Source organism: Campylobacter concisus, from assembly GCF_002165785.1.
Classification (GTDB): Bacteria; Campylobacterota; Campylobacteria; order Campylobacterales; family Campylobacteraceae; genus Campylobacter_A; species Campylobacter_A concisus_W.
The window spans coordinates 1-18,157 of the sequence record NZ_NDYO01000004.1; the positions used below are offsets into that span (position 1 = coordinate 1).

Genomic DNA, 18,157 nt, shown 5'->3' on the forward strand with positions numbered 1-18,157 from the left:
CGTATTTTTGCCCAGCAAGATCGTATTTGTCGAGATGAAACGAGCAAAAAAGAGTCTAAGCAGAGTATCGGACGAACAAGAGGACTGGGTAGATACTATCAACTGCTACGACTACGCAAAGGCGAAAGTTTGCTACGGCTCGGGCGAGGCGATAGATTTTATCAAGAGCGAGCTATGGAGAACGCGCTGATTGAAATACGACGTCAATAGATTTTATGCATTATCGGAGTTTTTTAATGACGACTTCCGTCTTATGGCGTGCGTAATATCGCTAAAAATCGGCATCGAGCCGAAGCGGGCATATAAAGACCTAGAATTTGCCAGATATAAGCCCGAATACCTCGATGTGCTAGAGGGCGTGCGTACTGAATTTAAAACCGATCCGATGAAACCATACAAAGAAGCCGTATTAGCTACAATCCCTAAAACGGACGTTATATTTAGCCGCGATGACTTCGCAAACATTGAGGCGTATAGCGTATTTGAGAGGTCGTACGACAAAAGCGGCGCGAAGCTAAGGAACAAAACCAAACGCCCGCGTAGGGTTAAAAAAGAACAACTAGAGTTTAAATTTTAAGGGGAGCGGGTGGCGAAGCTATCAGAGCAGGTAAGAAAATTAATAATAGCCGACCACTTAACGGGCAAATTTTCGCAAAGAGAGTTGGCTAAAAAATACGATTTATCCACCAGCACGATAAATAAAATTACAAAAGGGGTGGAAGCCAAAAACGAACACCTAGTGAACGCCCAAGTAGCGTTGCTGTCGGCAAGAGAAACATTACCGCCCGAACAAACGAACGCGATCGCGAACGCTGCGAGAGACGAATTTTATAATAGGCGGCTAATCGAAAACGCTACCCAAAAAAACCTAGCCAAAATCACGGAAATGCTAGACAAAAACACCAAATACGAAAAAGTGGGCGTCGGCGACGGGGTGCAAACTTTCGAGCCTGTGGAGCTAAACGCAAACGACTTCAAAGCCTTGCAAGACGCGATAGATAAAGCCAGCCTAACGCTCGGCGTTAATCCTCGTTTTGGCGGCACCACGATAAACAACGCAAACGTAAGCCAAGAAGCACAAATTCAACAAATCGTGATAAGCAAAGATGAGTAAACTAGAGGTCAAGCTGCTACCGCACCAATACGAGCTACTAGCCGACACAAGCACGAAAATTATAGGTTTAGTGAGCGGTTACGGCGCGGGCAAAACCTACGCCGCGGTTAGAAAAGCCTTGCAGCTAGCGTTTTTAAACCCCGGTTGTGCGGGCGTGATAACCGAGCCAACGTATCCGCTCTTGCGCGACATCTTGTTTGGCGACCTTGAAAACGCGCTCGTCGAATGGCGCGTGCCGTATAAATTTAATAAATCAAGCGCGGTATTTACTCTGGACGTAAACGGTGCCAAAACGCCTATTTTATGCCGCAGTATGGAAAACTGGGAGCGACTTATCGGCATAAACGCCGCTTGGATAATATGCGACGAGTTTGATACGTCAAAGACCGAGATCGCACTAAAAGCTTATGAAAAACTACTGGGGCGTTTAAGAGCCGGCAATACTAGGCAATTTATCATCACGACGACGCCTGAGGGTTTCCGCGCCACGTATCAAATTTTCATAGAAAAAGGCGGCGAGGCTAAACGGCTAATCAAAGCAAAAACCGCCGATAATAAATATCTGCCGCCCGATTTTATCGACACGTTAAAAGAACAATACCCCGAGAATTTACTAAAAGCGTATTTAGAGGGCGAATTCGTAAACCTAACTAGCGGCACGGTGTATAGCTATTTTAGCCGCGATACACACGCAAGCACAGAAACTATCAAAGAGGGCGAAACACTACACATAGGCGCGGATTTTAACGTAGGCGGCTGCATAAACATAGTCTGCGTAGAGCGATTGGACAAAAACGGCATAATAACCACGCACGCGGTAGATGAGGTCATAAGTTACGACACATACGCTATGGCTCAAACTTTGCGCGATCGCTACAAAGGGCATAAAATCATCATTTATCCAGACGCGAGCGGGCAGAATAGAAAAACGAGCGCGAGCGAAACGGACGCGCAAATTTTAAGAGGCGCGGGGCATTTGGTATTCGTCAATCACTCAAACCCTAGCATAAAAGATCGCGTAAATTGCGTAAATAACCTATTTGACAAACGCCGCTTGCTCGTCAATGTCTCAAAATGCCCGAATTTAACCAAAGCTCTTGAGCAGCAAGCGTGGGATAATAAGACGCAGTTGCCCGAAAAAAGCGACGCCCACCCCGCAAACGACGACTACAATGACGCGTTAGGCTACTTAATCGCGTATAAATACCCGATAGCTGCGCGAGATTACCAAATCAAGGTAGTCGGCATTTAAGCGTATAATGCAAAGAAAAAAGGCTTCTTATGGCGGTAAATGCAAAACATCCCGAATATTCTAAGAATTTAACCAAATGGCAGCTAATGCGCGATGCTTTGGCGGGCGAGGTGGCAAAAGAAAAATACGTGCCTAAATTAAGCGATCAAGAAGAGGACGAATACAGCGCCTACGTAGGGCGAGCGGAGTTTTACAACGCGACGGCTAGAACGCAGGTCGCGCTAACGGGGCTACTTTTTGCCAAGCCGCCTAAAGTGGAGTTGCCAGAAGCGTTAAAGACGATCGGCGAAAATATCAGCCTAGATGATGACACGCTAGAAGCTCTTGCTAAAAATATCGCCGACGAGTGCCTAAGCGTCGGGCGTTGCGGGGTGCTTGTGGATCTGCCTAGCGTTGAAAAGGCGGATTATTCCAAGCTGGAAGCCGAGCGATTAAATTTAAGAGCCTACGCCACGCTTTATAAGGCCGAAAACATTATCAACTGGAAAACCACGAAAATAAACGGCTCAAACGTTACATCGCTCGTGGTGCTTGCTGAAACCTACGCCGAGCCGATGCAGGACGAGTTTGTAGATAAGATAAAAACGCGCTACCGAGTACTTGATTTGCACGAGGGCTACTACCGTCAAAGAGTATTTAGCGAAACCAAGGCGGGGAATTTTGAAGTAGTTAGCGAAATTTACCCGAGCGCGAACGGGCAAAAGCTTGAATATTTGCCGTTTACGTTTTTTAACGTGAACGACTTAAAAACAGCGGTAGAAAAGCCGCCTTTGCTTGATTTGGCTAAAGTTAATATTAGCCATTTTAGAAGCGAAGTAGATTTAGAGCACGGCACGCATTTTACGGCGTTGCCTACGCCTTACGTCACGGGCTATCAAGGCGAGAGTAGCGAAAAGCTAAAAATAGGCTCTACCGCCGTTTGGGTAATAAACGATCCGAGCGCAAAGGTTGGCTTTTTAGAATTTAGCGGCGCCGGTTTAAGCACGCTTGAAAACCGTATCGCAGTCAAAGAAAAGCGGATGTCGATTTTAGGCGCGCGACTTTTGCTAGACGAGAAAAAGACCGCTGAAGCCACCGAAACCTTACAAATGCGAAAGAGCGGCGAAAATGCGGTATTAACTAGCGTAGCTTCTACGATTAGCGAGGGGATAGTATCGTTTTTAAAAGACATCGCCTTTTTTGAAAACATCGCGAGCGAGAATTTAATATACGAGATAAATACCGACTATAACCTAACGATGATCGAACCGCAGCTATTAGCCCAAATCATAGCCGGCATCCAAAGCGGGGATATTCCAAACGAAGTGCTTTATGATGCGCTCTTAAAAGGTGAGCTAATGCCTAAAACTATACAAAGTTACGAGGACTATCAAGCCAAACTAGAACAAGCTGCGCCGCAGGTAACGCCGAGCGATGAAGCCGTTTAATCAACTTATAGCCGAGCTTGAAGTCGCGCGCTCTCTTTTGCACGAGCGGATAAAAAACGGGCTAAGTAAAAAAGTAGCGAAATTTTACGACGATATGATCGCGGATTTGCAGGCTCAAATTTTAAAAAAGAAAAACATAACGAATAATTTAGCTCAAACGATAAGCGATCTAAAACAAAGCCTAAAAACGCCCGATCTGCGTAAAGATTTTTTAACCCTAGCGGAAAACGAGCAAGACCATCTACTAGACTACAACGAGCTAGCGGGGATTGTTTTGTTTTCTAGTGTATTGCCAGAGAGTAGCATCGAGCGGCTAGTAGATAGCGCGCAACTAGAGGGCGCGACCGTCAAAGCGTGGAATAATGGGCTAAATGCCGATCAAAAAAAGCGCCTTGAGCGCGAGCTGAAAATAGGCGTGAGCTTAGGCGAGACGACGCCGATGCTAGCGCAAAGAATAGCGCACGTTTTAGAGAAAAATAAACGCGACGCGACGGCGATAGCTCTAACTGGAGCGGGCGCGATAGTAAGCGAAATTCGCCAAGCCTTTTTTGAAGCAAACGAAGACGTCATAAAATGCTACAAATATCAAGCCACGCTAGATACTCGCACGTCTGCGCTGTGTAGAGCTTACGACGGCCTAACGTGGGATAAAGACTACAAGCCTATCGGACACGACTTCCCGTTTCGCAAACCGCGCGTAAATACTCATTTTAATTGCCGTAGCACCATAATACCCGTAACCAAAAGCTGGGATGAGTTAGGAGTGGATGGGATGAACGACGCGCCTAAAGGAACAAGGTCATCTATGAACGGCTACGTGCCGCAGGATATGACGTTTAACGACTGGTTAAAAACCCAAAGCCCCGAAACGATAGAAAAGACGCTAGGCAAAGGTAGAGCCGAGCTATTTATGCAAGGCAAGATCACTATGCGGGATTTGATAACGCAGCAGGGGCGAGTATTGGATTTGGGCGAACTTGCCAAGAAAAAGAAAATTTGGGAATATTCAAAGGAAAATATTAAGCATTTTGATATACCCAAAGGCATTAAGAGTCGAATAGGGCTTAAGACAGATAAAATACGGGGCAGTTTGGAATATCTATTTAATAAACACCCTGAAATGTTTGACGGTAAAGCGGATATTGTAAATATAATAAAAGATGTTTTTAACGCACCCGATATTATCAAGCCTGCAGCACGTCGTAGTGGCGGATTCATAATAGCAAAGTCGATAGACGATAAGAAAAAGAAAATGATCGACATCGGCATTTACCCTAATAATGGTGTAATTTTTCACATAAACAAAAGAAAATGGGATGCTGATATGAGAGAATTTAAAAAAGGCAAGCAGTGAGACCGCCCAACCCTCACACGAACGGATACCGCAGAATAACTACGTACCGCACGGGGCGATAATGCGCTTGCTAAGAGCGCTAGGGCATTTCGTTTTCACTCATCCCTTTTGCTTGCCGTTATTGTAATTATACCATATTCTCACTGCAAAATTATAAATTTACATCCTTATCGGCGCAAGAAATTTATTTTATACATCGTTTCCAATGTAAGAATTTTATTTTATACATCGTTTTTGATGTAAATTTTACTCTTGACTTTTTTGTTTTTCGTGCTCTCAAAAAATCCTGCGAAAATGACAAAATTTGCAAATCCTGCAGGATTGTCCAAATTTGGTCTTTTTCAGAATATTTTTACCAAACCAAACCGCTTTAAAATTTAAGTTACTATTCTATCAAAGGCCGTGCCTTAAATTTAACTCTCGTGGAGGATAGGATGGATATTGAGGAGCTAAAAAAGCAAGTTAGTGATTTGCAAGCCGAAAAAGAAGCGATGAGCGCTAAAAATAAAGAGCTTTTAACCGAGGTAAAAAAGCTAAAAGCTAAAAATAGCGACGCGGTAGAAGCCGAAAAATACGCCGAGCTTGAAGCTAAATACGACGAGCTAAAAGAGCAAAACGATAAGCTCACTAAAAAATACGATACCGATACGAAAAAGCTAAACGCCGATCTAGCTAGCGCTAACGGCTCGCTAAATAAGTATCTAATCGACGCGGGGCTAAGCGATAATCTCGCAAAAGCGGGCGTAAAGGCGGAGTTTTTAGAAGCGGCCAAAGCTCTTTTGCGTGGCAATGCTAGCTTAAAAGACGACAAAGGCGAACTAAAAGCTTATATCGCGGATAAGCCTATAAGCGAGTTTGTGAGCGAATGGGCGCAAAAAGACGGTAAAGCTTTCATAGCGGCGCCTCAAGGTCAAGGCGGAGGAGCTAGCGGAGGCGGCGGTAGCGTAAATATCGGCGCTAAATGGGGCGGCACTCGCGAGGAGCGAATAGCTGCGATAAAAGAGAAATTTAACTTAAAGGAATGAAAATATGGCACTAAGCGATATGAAGGTATTTTCCGAATACCTAGCAGGCACTACGATCGAGACGCTAAGTCAAGACATAGAGAAATTTAACGCGGCTAGCGGCGGCACGATAATTCTAAACGCACAGGGTATAGACGGCGATTTTATGCAAGAGAGCTTTTTTAGAGGCATCCACTCCGCACAGCGCAGGGTAGATAGATACGCAGCCAATGCCGCGGCTACGGCTACGACCTTAAGACAAGAGCAAGATAACGCCGTAAAAGTAGCAGGTGGATTTGGTCCGGTAGTGTTTGAGCTGGGGCAGCTAACGTGGATAAAAAAAGACCCGTCCGTAGCGCTTGAAGTGATTTCAAGAAATATGAGCGAGGCGATGATAAGCGATATGCTAAATACGGCCATCTCCGCACTCGTAGGCGCTATCGGCAATAACGCGGGCGTAGTAAACGACGTAAGCGCAAGCGGCGGCATAAACCAAGCCAACCTAAACAACGCGTATGCAAAATTCGGTGACAGAAGCGCGGCCATAACGGCTAATATAATGAGGGGAGCGGTATTCCACAAGCTAATCGGGCAAAATTTAGCAAACGCCGCACAACTATTTAAGGCCGAAAACGTGCTCGTTGTCGAGATTTTAGGGCGCCGCGTAGTAGTAACGGATGCGCCGGCTCTTTACAAAGCGGGAACACCGAATAAAGACTACGTTTTGGCGCTAACAACCGGTGCCGCGATAGTAAGCGACGCGGGCGATCTAATCACGAATATCCAGACCAACAACGGCAAAGAGCGCATAGAAACGACTTATCAAGCGGACTATACGTTTGGGTTGTCGCTCAAGGGCTATTCTTGGGACACGGCAAACGGCGGCAAAAGCCCGGATAACGCAAAACTAGGCACCGGCACGAACTGGGATAAGATCGCGGCTAGCGATAAAGATACCGCAGGCGTGCTACTAATAGGCGACGCGGCCAAAAATTAGGAGGCTGTAAATGTCTAAAATTTGGTATGTAGAATTCCCGACGTTTCAGTATAACGAGGACGTTAAAGCCCTAGCCAAAGAGCGAGGGCTAACAATCATCGACGCTAAATTCGACGATGGCGACGGAGTGAAAGACCCGCCCGAGCTGACGCTAAAGGGTGCGACGCAAGAAGTCGATTACGACGAGCTGATTTCAAGGCTCGATACGTTAAAAGCGGGCGAATTGAAGTTGCTAGCGGCTCATTTGGGCGTTGAATATACTAACGCGGACGGCACGAAAGCCGCCATAAAAGAGAAGCTAGGACAATGATACCCGAGAACGGCACTGGGCTAGCTAATGCCGACGCTTACGTTTCGGTCGAGTTTGTCGATGAGTATTTTTCGGCACGCGGCAACCAAATGTGGGCTGGGCTGGGTAGCGCGTACAAAGAGGCGGCTATTATCAAGGCGACGGATTATTTAGAGGCGGTATATTTCGACAAATGGCAAGGTGAGAGATTAAAAGCCGATCAAGCTTTGAGTTTCCCGCGCTCGCCGTTCGGGATGCCCGCTAAATTTAAATCTGCCGTGTGCGAGCTAGCTATAAGGGCAAACGCGGGCGAGCTAATGAGCGACATCGAGCGGCTAACTACCAAAGAAAAAGTAGGCAGCATTGAAGTGGAATACGCACAAAACGCTGACCCTGCCACCAAATATGCTTATGTAGCTAGCCTTTTAAAGCCGTTTTTAAAATCTGCAAGCGCAATGATAATGAGGCTAGAACGATGCTAAACGAAAAGGCTAAAAACACGGCGTTTAAACTGCTTGAAAAATTTGGCAAAGTAGGCACGTATAAACGCAAAAGCGGGCAAATTTACGACCCAGAAACGGGCGGAATGACCGAGCAAATAAGCGAATACAAAGTAAAGGCGTATATCGATAGCGCGAAAAGCTACTCAAATTTAATAGAAAAAAGCTTATTAAACGAGGGCGATAACGTGATCTTGATAGCCGCTAAATCCTTGCCTTTTATGCCGCAAAACAACGACGTAATAGAGTTTCCTCACTGCTCCTATACCATCAAATACAACGACGCGGTATGGGGCGGCGAGGACGTAGCGCTGCATCAACTAATCGGAGTTGCAAAATGATTGATAGACAGATAGAGAATTTTAGTGCAAAGGCGCAAGAAAAAGCGCTAAAAATCTTTAAAAAATCAGTCATTGATCTAACTTCAGACATCATCAGCGACACTCCGGTAGATACGGGTAGGCTTAAAAATAATTGGTTTCCTAGCGTGGGCGCGGCTAGCGAGCAGACAACAGAAGCGACCGCAAACAAGGCAGGAGATAGATCCAATAACCTCGTAAACAATCAGCTAGCGCTAGATAAAACCTTTTATTTTACAAACAATTTGCCTTATGCTTTTCGCATAGAGTTTGAGGGTTGGAGTAAGGTAAAGGCCCCGCAAGGTATGGTAAGGCGCAATGCTATCCGTTGGAAACAAATCGTAAAAAGGGCGGCTAATGCTACAAATTAGGCAGACTTTAGAAAAAGCGGTTTTAGCGGTTACGCCGGCTATCGATACGGCGTTTGAAAACACGCCGTTTAAGCCTAGGGCGGGCGAGCCTTATCAGCAACTTTATTTTTTGCCCGCCAAACCAGAGGCGGCGGTAATTGATGATAGTATTTCAGAGGTATTGGGCGTGTTTCAAATAACCTTACGCTACCCGGCAGGCGAGGGCGTTAAAAACGTTCTTGAGAGGGCGAGACTTTACGAAAAAGCTTTTAAAGTAGGCGTAAAGCTAGAAAATGAGGTTTTTATTACCGCTCCGACGAGCGTTAATATTTTAGGCGTTGACGGCGATCGCTACGGCGTGGCCGTTTCTATCTATTTTAAATCTTATAAGGAGTGAAAATGGCGGAGCAGTTAAAAGTAACAGATAGCCAGCTTACTAAATTTTATATTTGCAATACCGACGTTGATTTAGGCGACGCGGCTAAAATTAAAACGGCGCTAACATCGGCAAAACGTATAGCGTATTTAGAGGATTTGGGCGACTTTACCAAAACCCGTAAAACCAACGAATACGAGTGCATAGACGAGGATGCTACGGCAGTATCCCAGGGAGCTATAAGTTATAGCGAGACGGAATTAAAGCTATTTTATGCGGCGGGGCAAAATAACGGCGTAAAAGAGCTTACCGAGATGTTTAACAAGAAACTACGTAAGCAATTTATCATCGTGGGTAGCGACGAGCCTGCGACGGGAGCAAATAAAAACCCGACCTACATCACGGGCGAGTTTATAAACACTAAAACTGGCGTATCTATTGCAAAAGACGACGTCGTACGCGTACCGATAACCATCAAAATAACACGCCTAGACGACATCATAGAGGCTAAGGGGGCATAAGTTATGGATTTAAAGAATTTCGATATAAGCAACGGCGAAACAGGTGTCGAGCTAACCATCCTCGATCTTGACAACAAACCGACCGACATCAAAATCAAAGTGCTAAGCTTTCACGGCAAAAAAGGACGCGAGGTATTTATGAACGCCGTAAAAGAAAACAAAGGCGCCGAACAAAGCACGCTAGAGGTTATGGTAGGGCTCACGGTAGGCTGGAGCGGTATTAGCGAAAACGGCAAAGAACTAAAATTCAGCCACGACGAAGCTAAAAGAATTTACGAAACCTATCCGCTAATTGCTAATCAAGTAGAGCGTTTCGCGGAGAATGCGAGAAATTTTTTAAAAAAGTAAGCGACGAGCTCGCGCTATACGTTAGGCAGCTAGCCTACTACGCAAAAACCGACGTTAAAGAGCGCGAGTTCCCTCCGGTAACCCAAGGACGACATCTGCTACACGCGCTTGACGAGCTAGGATATTGCAAAAATAGCGGCTTTGGCGCGGTAGCCTTAGATTTTAACGATATTAAAAATTATACCGAGCTAACAGGCGATAAATTTAACTGGTGGGAAATATCTATTTTACGTAATTTAAGTCGTATCTACGCCGCCGAAATAAATAACGACGACAAGCAAGCCTATGCGCCGTATCAAGGCGAATTTAACCCTAAATCTTTTTCATCTATCAAAGCAAAATTCACAAAGTAGTCTTTTAAAGGCTACTTTTTATGCAAAATTATTATAGAATTTACCGAAAATTTATTAAGGAGAGAAAATGAGAAAGTTTTTGCTACTGGCGATGACAGTTGTACTTGTTTTTGGCGGGGTTTCATACGAAAAAGCGGATAAACAACAAAGGATGTGGATACTAGAGTGTCAGGATGCCGTGAAAGATAGGTTAAAGGACGCTAATAGCGCCAAGTTTAAGAATGTTTTTTATAGTAAGTCGGGCGGCGTACATATGACTTGCGGGGAAGTAAACAGTAAAAATAGCTTTGGCGGTTACGCAGGCAATGTTAGGTTTATTTCGGCAGGCAAGCCTGATATGACGTTTTTTGAAAATGAAGTATCGGATTTTCAAAATTTGTGGGATAAATTCTGTAAATAAAAAAAATACTATTTTTTAGCCTCTTAATTGAGGCTAGCCCTACTTAAACACCCCAAACCAACCACCCCTTAAATTTCATATACAATTTGCCCTAGATTAAAAAAGGGGCTAATTATGACCGAAGTTGCTAGCTTGATCATCAGCGCTAAAGTTGAGGGGGCGGACAAGCTAAAAAGCGATTTAAACAGCGTAAGTAACGAAGCGAAAAAAGCCGAGAAGTCGGCGGCGCAGCTGTCTGGTGCTTTTGCTACCCTAAAAACAGCTATCGGGGCAATCGCAGGCTCTATGATAGTGCGCGAATTTGTGCAAATCTCGGACGAAATGAGCCTGATGAGCTCGCGCCTAAAAAAGGCGACAGATTCAATGGTGGAGTTTACTGCACAACAAAAGGCGATGCACGCTATCGCTAGAGACACTCACGCCGACATAAAAGACACTACCGACCTATACGTTAAACTTGCTCCAGCACTTAAAGACCTCGGCAAAAGCACTGAGGATATAAACAAAGTAACCTCAAATTTTACTAAAGCCTTGCAATTAGGCGGAGCGAGCGCCGAGGAAGCCGCCGCCGCGATAAAGCAATTCGGTCAAGCTATGGGTAGCGGCGCGTTAAAAGGCGACGAATTTAACTCTATCGCCGAGGCTTCGCCGACGCTTATGCGCTATCTCGCCGACGGGCTAGGCGTGCCGATAGGAAAACTAAAAGAGCTGGGCGGACAAAGTAAATTAACGGCCGAAGCAGTATCAGGCGCTCTCTTAAAAATGAGCGATCAGATTGACAAAGACTTTACTCAAATGCCCGTAACCGTCGGCAAGGCATTTACCGATCTAAAGACTGAAATGTCGCTTTTGGTGGCAGAGTTTAACGAAGCCGCAGGCGCGACGGGCGGGATGTCGCAGGGCTTAGAAAAAATAGCCGATTGGATAAAGGATAACCGCAGCAACATTGTCGAGTTTGGACTTGACGTATATCGTAGCTTTCAGCTTATGGGAACGGCAGTCATCTGGCTGGGGCTTGCCGTAGATAAAGTATTTAGCGCAATACCTACCGCGATAGCTTTAGCAATCGATACGGCTACCACCACGCTATCTAACGGTCTAAATTCTATGATTGCCGAAGCAGAGGAAGCGTATAACTCGATAGCTTCTCTGTGGGGCGGCGAGACTAGATTTGGGCGCATAGATATTTCTACTAATCTGTCAAGCAAACTTTTAGAACACTACAAAGAAACAGAAAAAAATATTGACCTGGTCCAAGAAACAATAAAAGGACTGCTAAAAGACATAGCTGAGGACACTATGTCAAGTGCCGCACCGAAAATAAACGAAAAATTCGAGGGGATTAGGCAGAGTGTCAAAAATACGGGCACGCAAGCGACCAAAACGAAAGAGCAAATAAGCGCCCTAAACAGAGCGCTTTTAGAGATAGCCCAAAGCGGAATGAGCGAAATCGAAAAAAAAAGAGATAACGTCGCAAGGAAAGCTCAAGAGTGGACGGCGCTCGGCGTAAGTCCGGATAAAATCGCGGAATATAGAAAAAACGAACTAGCAAAGATAGACGCCGAAGAGACAAAAAATAAGATGGCGGAGCAAGAAAAAACCAAGCAAGAACAAATCAAGGCCATTAACGAATATTTGCAACTAAAAGACCGCGAATTTAATCTAGCTAAACGCCGCACGGAGCTAATAACCGACGAAACGGCTAGACGGATCGAACTTATAGAAATAGAGCGCGCACACGCTTTAGAACAATACGACGCTATGCTAAAAAAAGGCGAGATAAATAAAGAATACTACGATAAGGCCGTAGCTTTAGAAAACGCCCTACATCAAAAACAAATATTCGACGCTTCGACCTGGGGGCAGATTATGCATAGCGGGTTAAATAGCCTTGAAAGCGCTATGGGTAATTTCTTTGATTATTCGTCCGATCGCTTTATGAAATTCGGCGATTTAGCGCAGGATATTTTAGGGCAAATTTATAGGCAAATAGTAAAGATGATGATAATCCAGCCGTTAATCAATTCGGTCACGAGTATGTTACCAGGAATGTCTGGAGAGGCTACTCCAAAGCATCAGGCTTTGCCCGCTGGAGGATTTGCAAGCGTATTAAATGCTACTCAAGCGGCACAAGGTGGCGTATTTAATAGCCCCGATCTGCATAGCTACGCAAACTCAATCGTAAGCAAACCGACTTTCTTTAAATTCGCTAAAGGCGGTATTCCCGACATCGGCGTAATGGGCGAGAAAAACGGCGGTAGTCCAGAGGCTATTATGCCTTTAACAAGGACTTCTAACGGCGACTTAGGCGTAAAAGCGCAGGTCGGAGCGTCTTTAAATAACGTAAAAGTAGAAGTAATAAATCAAACCAGAGAGGACGTAAAGGTATCTAACGCCGCGGTAAGGCGAAACGACGGCGAATGGGTCATATCTTTAGTTTTAAACGGCGTGAGTAAAAACATTTTAGGCTCGCGCGAAACTTTAAGGGGGTTATTAGCGTGAATACTTATCCTAGCTATCCGCCGATCGTCGTAGGTTCGTCGAGGACCTTACGCAATCCTACGCATAGAAGCTCAAGCGACGGCGGCTATACGATAACGCGTAAAAAATGGACTAAGCCTAAAAGCTCGTATAGTTTAAATTACCCCGCCCTAAACGCGGAGCAGTTCAAAATTTTAAGAGATTTTTTCGTAGAAAATCAAGGGCAGGCTTTTAAATTTCGTTATCCGCTGGAGGACGAAACTAAAATTTGCGTATTTTCTATGGACGATTTAAAAGCCGATGACAATATGCAAAGCCACTGCGCGGTAAAAGTGGAGATAGTAGAGATATGAAACTAAGCACGATAAAAGATTTAAACGCCTTAGCTACCGACAGTATCTTACTGGTTGGACTTGAAATTTTTATCCCCGAAACGCCTACGGTACGCATAATAAACAATAGCGAGAATATAACCTTTAGAGGGGAAGAGTTCGTGGCGTTTCCTTTTAGTATAGGCGAAATCCAAACGGCTAAGGGCGAAATACCGCAATTTAATCTAAGTATCGATAACACTAGCCGAGCTATGCAAAATTATATAAACTCTTACGATAATTATTTAAAAACGCGCGGCGCGGAAAACTCTACTATTAAAGCAAAAATTTACGTGATAAATACTAAAGATTTAAGCGAGCCGGTGCTTGAGGAGTTTTTCGAGCTTACCGACTTTAGCTCCGATAGTAAGGCCGTAACCTTTAATTTGGGCGCGGGCAATCTCTTTAATATGAGCTATCCGCCGCGCAAGATGTATAAGGATTATTGCGTATTTAAATTTAAAGGCGAAGAGTGCGGTTATAACGGACCAGAAACTAGTTGCGACAAAACCTTGGCTAGCTGCAGGGCTAAAAATAATTCGGCGCGCTTCGGCGGGTTCTTGGGAATTATAGGCGGGTATAAGAAATGACGATAAGGGATTTAATAGGCGCTCCGTTTGAGGAAATGGACTGCTTTGCTTTGGTGAGAAAGTGCTACGAGATAGAGCGCGGCGTAATCATACCGCCGGCGCGCGCTCCGCACGATAGAGCTAAACTCGTATTTAGCGAATTTCTAGACGAAATTTCGAAAAACTGGCATAGAGTAGAAAAGCGCAAAGGCGTCTGCGTAGCTTTGCGTTACGACATAAACCACCCTAAAATAGTAACGCATTTCGGATATTTAATCGACGAAGAGCATATTTTACATACCACGTCGCAAACGGGCGCTATCGTAGAACGGCTAGCTAATTACGAAAAGTTGATAGAGGGCTATTATGACCGAAAATAAAATAATAACCTATAATAACGTTTTAAATCCCTTAGATAGAACGATACTAGCTAGCGGAGAGTATAAAAATATCGACGAAGTCCTAAAAGAATTAAAATACGATAACGAAATTTACGATCTCGTAATTTCTAAAAATAGCGTTATACAAAGCGGCTTTTTCGAGCTTGAAAACGGCGACGTAGTAAATATCGCTATTGTGCCTAAAGGCGGAGGCGGAGGCGGTAAAAAGATTCTAGGCATCGTGGCTTCTATCGCGATAGCTATCGCCGCGCCTTATGCGGCTGCGGGCATGTTAGGAACCGTCATAGGCGGAACGGGAGCTATGGCCGCGGGGCTTGGAACGTACGCGCTAGCCGCTGGTATCGCTGTGGCTGGCAATTTGCTATTAAGTGCTATTATGCCTAAACCATCTATGCCTGGCTTTGATAGAATGGATTTTAAAAACTCCAATACCTACGGCTGGAATAAGCCTACAAACCAAGCTATGCAGGCTCAAGTAGTGCCTAAAGTTTTTGGGACACATAAAATAACTCCACCGTTAATCGCTTCGCATATAATTAGCGATGGCGATAAGCAATATTTTAATGGTCTTTATGCGCTAAACGACGGTGAGATTAAAGATATACGAGAGATTAAGATAAATGACGAGCCGATAGAGAATTTTAAAGGCGTAACTTATGAGATTAGAAACGGGCTTAATAACCAAAATATAATCTCTAATTTTAACGATACGAGCTACGATAAGAACATAGGCAAAAAGCTAAACCCCGATTTATCTTACTCTTTAGCGCAAACGGACGGTAATTTCGTAACGAGCCTATCCGTAACTCTAGTTTTCCCGCGCGGGCTTTATTACGCTAACGATAAAGGCGGACTTGACGGATACTCGGTAAACGTGAGAGTAGAATACTCCGCCGACGGCAAAAACTGGACGCCGATAACGGGGCAAACCATTTCAGCTGCGCAGACTTCTACTTTTAGGCGAGTCTTTAGGGTGGGTAACTTACCGCCCAATAAATATAACATTAGGGCTAAATTCGAAACCGCGCCCAATACCGGCAGCCGTTACGCAAGCGATTGTTTTTTAGAATACGTAACCGAAACCGTAAGCGACGATTTTATTTATCCTAAAACCGCGCTTCTAGCTATTAGGGCGTTAGCGACCGATCAGCTAAACGGCGGAGCGCCTAGGATTAGCGCGGTCGTAACGGCTAATAGCGATAATCCCTCTCATATCTGCCGTAAAATTTTAGAAGATAGCGGCGTGGAGAGTTCGCGCATAATGCCTAGTTTTAACGAATGGGCTAATTTTTGCGAAGAAAAGAGCTTAAGATGTAATATCGTATTCGATAGCGAATTAAGCGTTAGAAAGGCCTTAGATACGGTTAGCTTGCTAGGTCGCGCGTCCGTGCTTCAAGCGGGTTCTAAATTCGACGTAATAATAGAAAAAGCGGGGCTAATTCCCGCTCAAAGCTTTTTGTTCGGTATGGGAAATATACTAAGCGATACGTTTAAGCAAAATTTCCTTCCTTTGGTAGATAGGGCGAATTTTATCGAGATAACTTATTACGATAAAAATAAAGATTACGAGCCTTCCGTCGTTTCGGTCGGACAAATAGCCGCCGGTAATTCGCGCGTAAGCAATAAAAGCTCCGTTACGCTGGTAGGCTGCACGGACGAGGCTCAGGCTAGGGCTTATGGACGCTTTACTTTAAATTGTAATCGCTATCTAACCGAAACGATAGAGTTTGAAGCCGACAAAGATAGTTTAGTTTGCAGATACGGCGATATTATCAAAGTTAGCCACGATACGCCTCAATACGGCTTTAGCGGTAGATTGCTAGAAGATAGCGGCGCGGATTTCGTTATTTTAGATAGAGATTTAGATACCGTAGGCGGCGTAAAATACGCTATTCAAATCAAAAACGACGTAAACGAGATCAAAGAGTTTGAGATTTTAGAAATCCTAGCTCCGAATAAACTAAGGCTGAATTTAAACGGAAGCGTCTTTAGAAAATACGACAACTACGCATTCGGCGAGATTAATAAGGCTTCTAAATTATACCGAATTTTAAAGATAGCTACTTCGGGCGAATTTACGCGCCATATTACGGCGATAGAATACAACGAGGATATTTACGACGATAGGGAAAATATAAGCGTTACGGATTATTCGTCGCTGGGCGTGCGTAATCTAAGAATAAGCGAATATTTAAAATACGATACGGCCAAAAATATAAAAACTATGCTAGTTCTAGCTTGGAGCGGCGATTCGCTGTTTTATTTCGTAACTTACAAAAGCGCTAGCGAAGAACGAACGATAAAGGTCTTTAATAGCGCATTCGAGTTTGAAGCCAAAGAGGGCGAAACCTACGAAATAACGGTAAAAGACGGTGTAGGCAATAGCGCAAGTAAAACTTATAACGTTTTAGGCAAGCTTTACCCGCCGGGGCCGGTAGAGAATCTAAAAGCGGTCGAGCTAATGGATGATTGGGCGTTAAGCTGGAGTTACGACGATAGTCCTTTAGATTTTAAAGAGTTTCACATTTACAAAGACGGCGTATTTTTGGAGACTACGCAAGCCTTAAATTTTGTGACGCCTATAACAGGCATTTCCGTCATTTATGATATTTATGCCGTAGATACTAGCGGCGTAAAAAGCGCCATTTCTAGCGTCACGGCAATTACGGCCAGCCTAGAAAACGTAAATAGCGTAAATACGTTTTATGAAAACGACGCTTTAAATATAGTTTGGGGAGAGATAAATAGCCTCGATAGAAAAATAGGCTACGAAATAAGACGGGGCGAGGTTTGGGATAATAGCCAACTAATAGCTGTCACGAGCGATACTAGCGCTAGAATATTTAATAGCGGGACATATCAGATCGCGGCATTTTACGTGACTAGCGGTGGGGCTAAAATAATGAGTGCTACGCCTACGACGTTTATTGTGGACGAAGCAAATACGCTAGAAAAAAATGTAATATTTAAGAGCGTAGAACATAAAACTTGGATCGGAGCAAAAAAAGGCGCGGCGAATTCAGACGGCGAATTGACATTGGACGGGCTCGGACTGTTCGACGATACGCTAAACGTAGACAATGCGCCGTCGTTTGACGCTCCTTTTGGATTTACTTCGAGGGGAATTTACGATAGCGCGAACGTTTGCACCCTTGACGCGCCAGCGTCTTGTAAGATAACTTCCAGCCTAAAATACAGCGGGTTAAACATCCTAAATGATTTCGATACCGCGCCTAGCGTGGACGACTTAATAAATTTCGACGGCTTTAAAAACGAAGACATAAGCGCTATAGAGCAAATCGCGTTAAGCATCGACGGCGCGAATTTCAGCGAATACAAAATATTTAGAAACGGCGTTAGTTATCTAGCTAAGGCATTTAAAATGCGCCTAGTTTTAAGTAGTAAAAATATTTTTAGCTCACCTACGGTTAGCGAATATTCTTATGAAATAGATGTGCCCGACAAATTCGAGAGCGGTAGCGCACAAAGTGCAGCAAGCGGTGTAATAAATATCGCGTATAAAACATATTTTAGCACAGCCCCCAAGGTGCAGATCACAATACTAGACGCGGTGGCAGGGGACGACGCTATTTTATCAAATCAAACCAAAGGAGGATTTATGATAAAAATTATAGACAAGAATGGTATCGCTGTAGTGCGAGAATTTAACTACTTTGTAAAAGGATATTAA

21 protein-coding genes are annotated in these 18,157 nt (G+C 44.4%); all 21 read left to right on the forward strand.

Translation table 11 applies throughout. The features are described 5' to 3' along the window. Positions 1-190: hypothetical protein (locus B9N62_RS02610; RefSeq protein WP_219336779.1), on the forward strand; the 190-nt coding region annotated here is incomplete at its 5' end. Further along, positions 191-577: a hypothetical protein gene (locus B9N62_RS02615; RefSeq protein ID WP_180382147.1), complete on the forward strand. Its 387-nt coding sequence runs from the start codon at positions 191-193 to the stop codon at positions 575-577. A 9-nt stretch (positions 578-586) separates the two neighbouring features. Then, a complete protein-coding gene (locus B9N62_RS02620) occupies positions 587-1,114 on the forward strand; it encodes a helix-turn-helix domain-containing protein (RefSeq protein WP_087584250.1) in 528 nt (175 codons plus the stop codon). Beyond that, entirely contained in the window at positions 1,107-2,366 is a 1,260-nt protein-coding gene (locus B9N62_RS02625; protein ID WP_087584251.1) for a phage terminase large subunit, read from the forward strand. Before B9N62_RS02620 ends, B9N62_RS02625 begins: the two co-directional genes overlap by 8 nt. A gap of 29 nt (positions 2,367-2,395) precedes the next feature. Then, positions 2,396-3,793: a DUF4055 domain-containing protein gene (locus B9N62_RS02630; RefSeq protein WP_087584252.1), complete on the forward strand. Its 1,398-nt coding sequence runs from the start codon at positions 2,396-2,398 to the stop codon at positions 3,791-3,793. After that, positions 3,780-5,147 (forward strand): minor capsid protein, encoded by a 1,368-nt coding sequence (locus tag B9N62_RS02635; RefSeq protein WP_087584253.1) that lies wholly within the window; start codon positions 3,780-3,782, stop codon positions 5,145-5,147. Before B9N62_RS02630 ends, B9N62_RS02635 begins: the two co-directional genes overlap by 14 nt. 434 nt (positions 5,148-5,581) lie before the next feature. Next, on the forward strand, positions 5,582-6,172 hold the full coding sequence (locus B9N62_RS02640; protein ID WP_087584254.1) for a hypothetical protein: 591 nt from the start codon (positions 5,582-5,584) through the stop codon (positions 6,170-6,172). Positions 6,173-6,176: 4 nt separating this feature from the next. Next, entirely contained in the window at positions 6,177-7,148 is a 972-nt protein-coding gene (locus B9N62_RS02645) for a major capsid protein (protein WP_087584255.1), read from the forward strand. 10 nt (positions 7,149-7,158) lie between these two features. Next, positions 7,159-7,458, forward strand: a complete 300-nt coding sequence (locus B9N62_RS02650) for a hypothetical protein (RefSeq protein ID WP_087584256.1) — start codon at positions 7,159-7,161, stop codon at positions 7,456-7,458. Then, a complete protein-coding gene (locus B9N62_RS02655; RefSeq protein WP_087584257.1) occupies positions 7,455-7,919 on the forward strand; it encodes a DnaT-like ssDNA-binding protein in 465 nt (154 codons plus the stop codon). Before B9N62_RS02650 ends, B9N62_RS02655 begins: the two co-directional genes overlap by 4 nt. Next, complete coding sequence (locus B9N62_RS02660; protein ID WP_087584258.1) at positions 7,913-8,278, forward strand: hypothetical protein; 366 nt, start codon at positions 7,913-7,915, stop codon at positions 8,276-8,278. The genes B9N62_RS02655 and B9N62_RS02660 overlap by 7 nt, the downstream gene beginning before the upstream one ends. Then, entirely contained in the window at positions 8,275-8,667 is a 393-nt protein-coding gene (locus B9N62_RS02665) for an HK97 gp10 family phage protein (RefSeq protein ID WP_087584259.1), read from the forward strand. Before B9N62_RS02660 ends, B9N62_RS02665 begins: the two co-directional genes overlap by 4 nt. Further along, positions 8,654-9,043 carry a phage tail terminator-like protein gene (locus tag B9N62_RS02670; RefSeq protein ID WP_087584260.1) on the forward strand — a complete coding sequence of 130 codons (390 nt, stop codon included), beginning with the start codon at positions 8,654-8,656 and terminating at the stop codon, positions 9,041-9,043. Before B9N62_RS02665 ends, B9N62_RS02670 begins: the two co-directional genes overlap by 14 nt. A gap of 2 nt (positions 9,044-9,045) precedes the next feature. Beyond that, a complete protein-coding gene (locus B9N62_RS02675) occupies positions 9,046-9,543 on the forward strand; it encodes a hypothetical protein (RefSeq protein ID WP_087584261.1) in 498 nt (165 codons plus the stop codon). Between the two features lie 3 nt (positions 9,544-9,546). Further along, positions 9,547-9,891 carry a hypothetical protein gene (locus B9N62_RS02680; RefSeq protein WP_087584262.1) on the forward strand — a complete coding sequence of 115 codons (345 nt, stop codon included), beginning with the start codon at positions 9,547-9,549 and terminating at the stop codon, positions 9,889-9,891. 420 nt (positions 9,892-10,311) lie between these two features. After that, on the forward strand, positions 10,312-10,644 hold the full coding sequence (locus B9N62_RS02685) for a hypothetical protein (RefSeq protein WP_087584263.1): 333 nt from the start codon (positions 10,312-10,314) through the stop codon (positions 10,642-10,644). A 114-nt stretch (positions 10,645-10,758) separates the two neighbouring features. After that, positions 10,759-13,146 (forward strand): tape measure protein, encoded by a 2,388-nt coding sequence (locus tag B9N62_RS02690; protein WP_087584264.1) that lies wholly within the window; start codon positions 10,759-10,761, stop codon positions 13,144-13,146. Further along, entirely contained in the window at positions 13,143-13,478 is a 336-nt protein-coding gene (locus B9N62_RS02695; RefSeq protein ID WP_087584265.1) for a DUF2460 domain-containing protein, read from the forward strand. The genes B9N62_RS02690 and B9N62_RS02695 overlap by 4 nt, the downstream gene beginning before the upstream one ends. Further along, complete coding sequence (locus tag B9N62_RS02700; RefSeq protein WP_087584266.1) at positions 13,475-14,086, forward strand: DUF1833 family protein; 612 nt, start codon at positions 13,475-13,477, stop codon at positions 14,084-14,086. Before B9N62_RS02695 ends, B9N62_RS02700 begins: the two co-directional genes overlap by 4 nt. Continuing rightward, positions 14,083-14,445, forward strand: coding sequence for a hypothetical protein (locus B9N62_RS02705; protein ID WP_021087189.1), 363 nt, complete (start codon positions 14,083-14,085; stop codon positions 14,443-14,445). The genes B9N62_RS02700 and B9N62_RS02705 overlap by 4 nt, the downstream gene beginning before the upstream one ends. Further along, positions 14,432-18,157 carry a TipJ family phage tail tip protein gene (gpJ, locus tag B9N62_RS02710; RefSeq protein WP_087584267.1) on the forward strand — a complete coding sequence of 1,242 codons (3,726 nt, stop codon included), beginning with the start codon at positions 14,432-14,434 and terminating at the stop codon, positions 18,155-18,157. The genes B9N62_RS02705 and gpJ overlap by 14 nt, the downstream gene beginning before the upstream one ends.

Excerpts from the sequence above, each read along its gene's own strand:
- B9N62_RS02625 (WP_087584251.1), top strand. The coding sequence starts at position 1,107 with ATGAGTAAACTAGAGGTCAAGCTGCTACCGCACCAATACGAGCTACTA.
- B9N62_RS02630 (WP_087584252.1), top strand. The coding sequence starts at position 2,396 with ATGGCGGTAAATGCAAAACATCCCGAATATTCTAAGAATTTAACCAAA.
- B9N62_RS02635 (WP_087584253.1), top strand. The coding sequence starts at position 3,780 with ATGAAGCCGTTTAATCAACTTATAGCCGAGCTTGAAGTCGCGCGCTCT.
- B9N62_RS02640 (WP_087584254.1), top strand. The coding sequence starts at position 5,582 with ATGGATATTGAGGAGCTAAAAAAGCAAGTTAGTGATTTGCAAGCCGAA.
- B9N62_RS02645 (WP_087584255.1), top strand. The coding sequence starts at position 6,177 with ATGGCACTAAGCGATATGAAGGTATTTTCCGAATACCTAGCAGGCACT.
- B9N62_RS02650 (WP_087584256.1), top strand. The coding sequence starts at position 7,159 with ATGTCTAAAATTTGGTATGTAGAATTCCCGACGTTTCAGTATAACGAG.
- B9N62_RS02655 (WP_087584257.1), top strand. The coding sequence starts at position 7,455 with ATGATACCCGAGAACGGCACTGGGCTAGCTAATGCCGACGCTTACGTT.
- B9N62_RS02660 (WP_087584258.1), top strand. The coding sequence starts at position 7,913 with ATGCTAAACGAAAAGGCTAAAAACACGGCGTTTAAACTGCTTGAAAAA.
- B9N62_RS02665 (WP_087584259.1), top strand. The coding sequence starts at position 8,275 with ATGATTGATAGACAGATAGAGAATTTTAGTGCAAAGGCGCAAGAAAAA.
- B9N62_RS02670 (WP_087584260.1), top strand. The coding sequence starts at position 8,654 with ATGCTACAAATTAGGCAGACTTTAGAAAAAGCGGTTTTAGCGGTTACG.
- B9N62_RS02675 (WP_087584261.1), top strand. The coding sequence starts at position 9,046 with ATGGCGGAGCAGTTAAAAGTAACAGATAGCCAGCTTACTAAATTTTAT.
- B9N62_RS02680 (WP_087584262.1), top strand. The coding sequence starts at position 9,547 with ATGGATTTAAAGAATTTCGATATAAGCAACGGCGAAACAGGTGTCGAG.
- B9N62_RS02685 (WP_087584263.1), top strand. The coding sequence starts at position 10,312 with ATGAGAAAGTTTTTGCTACTGGCGATGACAGTTGTACTTGTTTTTGGC.
- B9N62_RS02690 (WP_087584264.1), top strand. The coding sequence starts at position 10,759 with ATGACCGAAGTTGCTAGCTTGATCATCAGCGCTAAAGTTGAGGGGGCG.
- B9N62_RS02700 (WP_087584266.1), top strand. The coding sequence starts at position 13,475 with ATGAAACTAAGCACGATAAAAGATTTAAACGCCTTAGCTACCGACAGT.
- B9N62_RS02705 (WP_021087189.1), top strand. The coding sequence starts at position 14,083 with ATGACGATAAGGGATTTAATAGGCGCTCCGTTTGAGGAAATGGACTGC.
- gpJ (WP_087584267.1), top strand. The coding sequence starts at position 14,432 with ATGACCGAAAATAAAATAATAACCTATAATAACGTTTTAAATCCCTTA.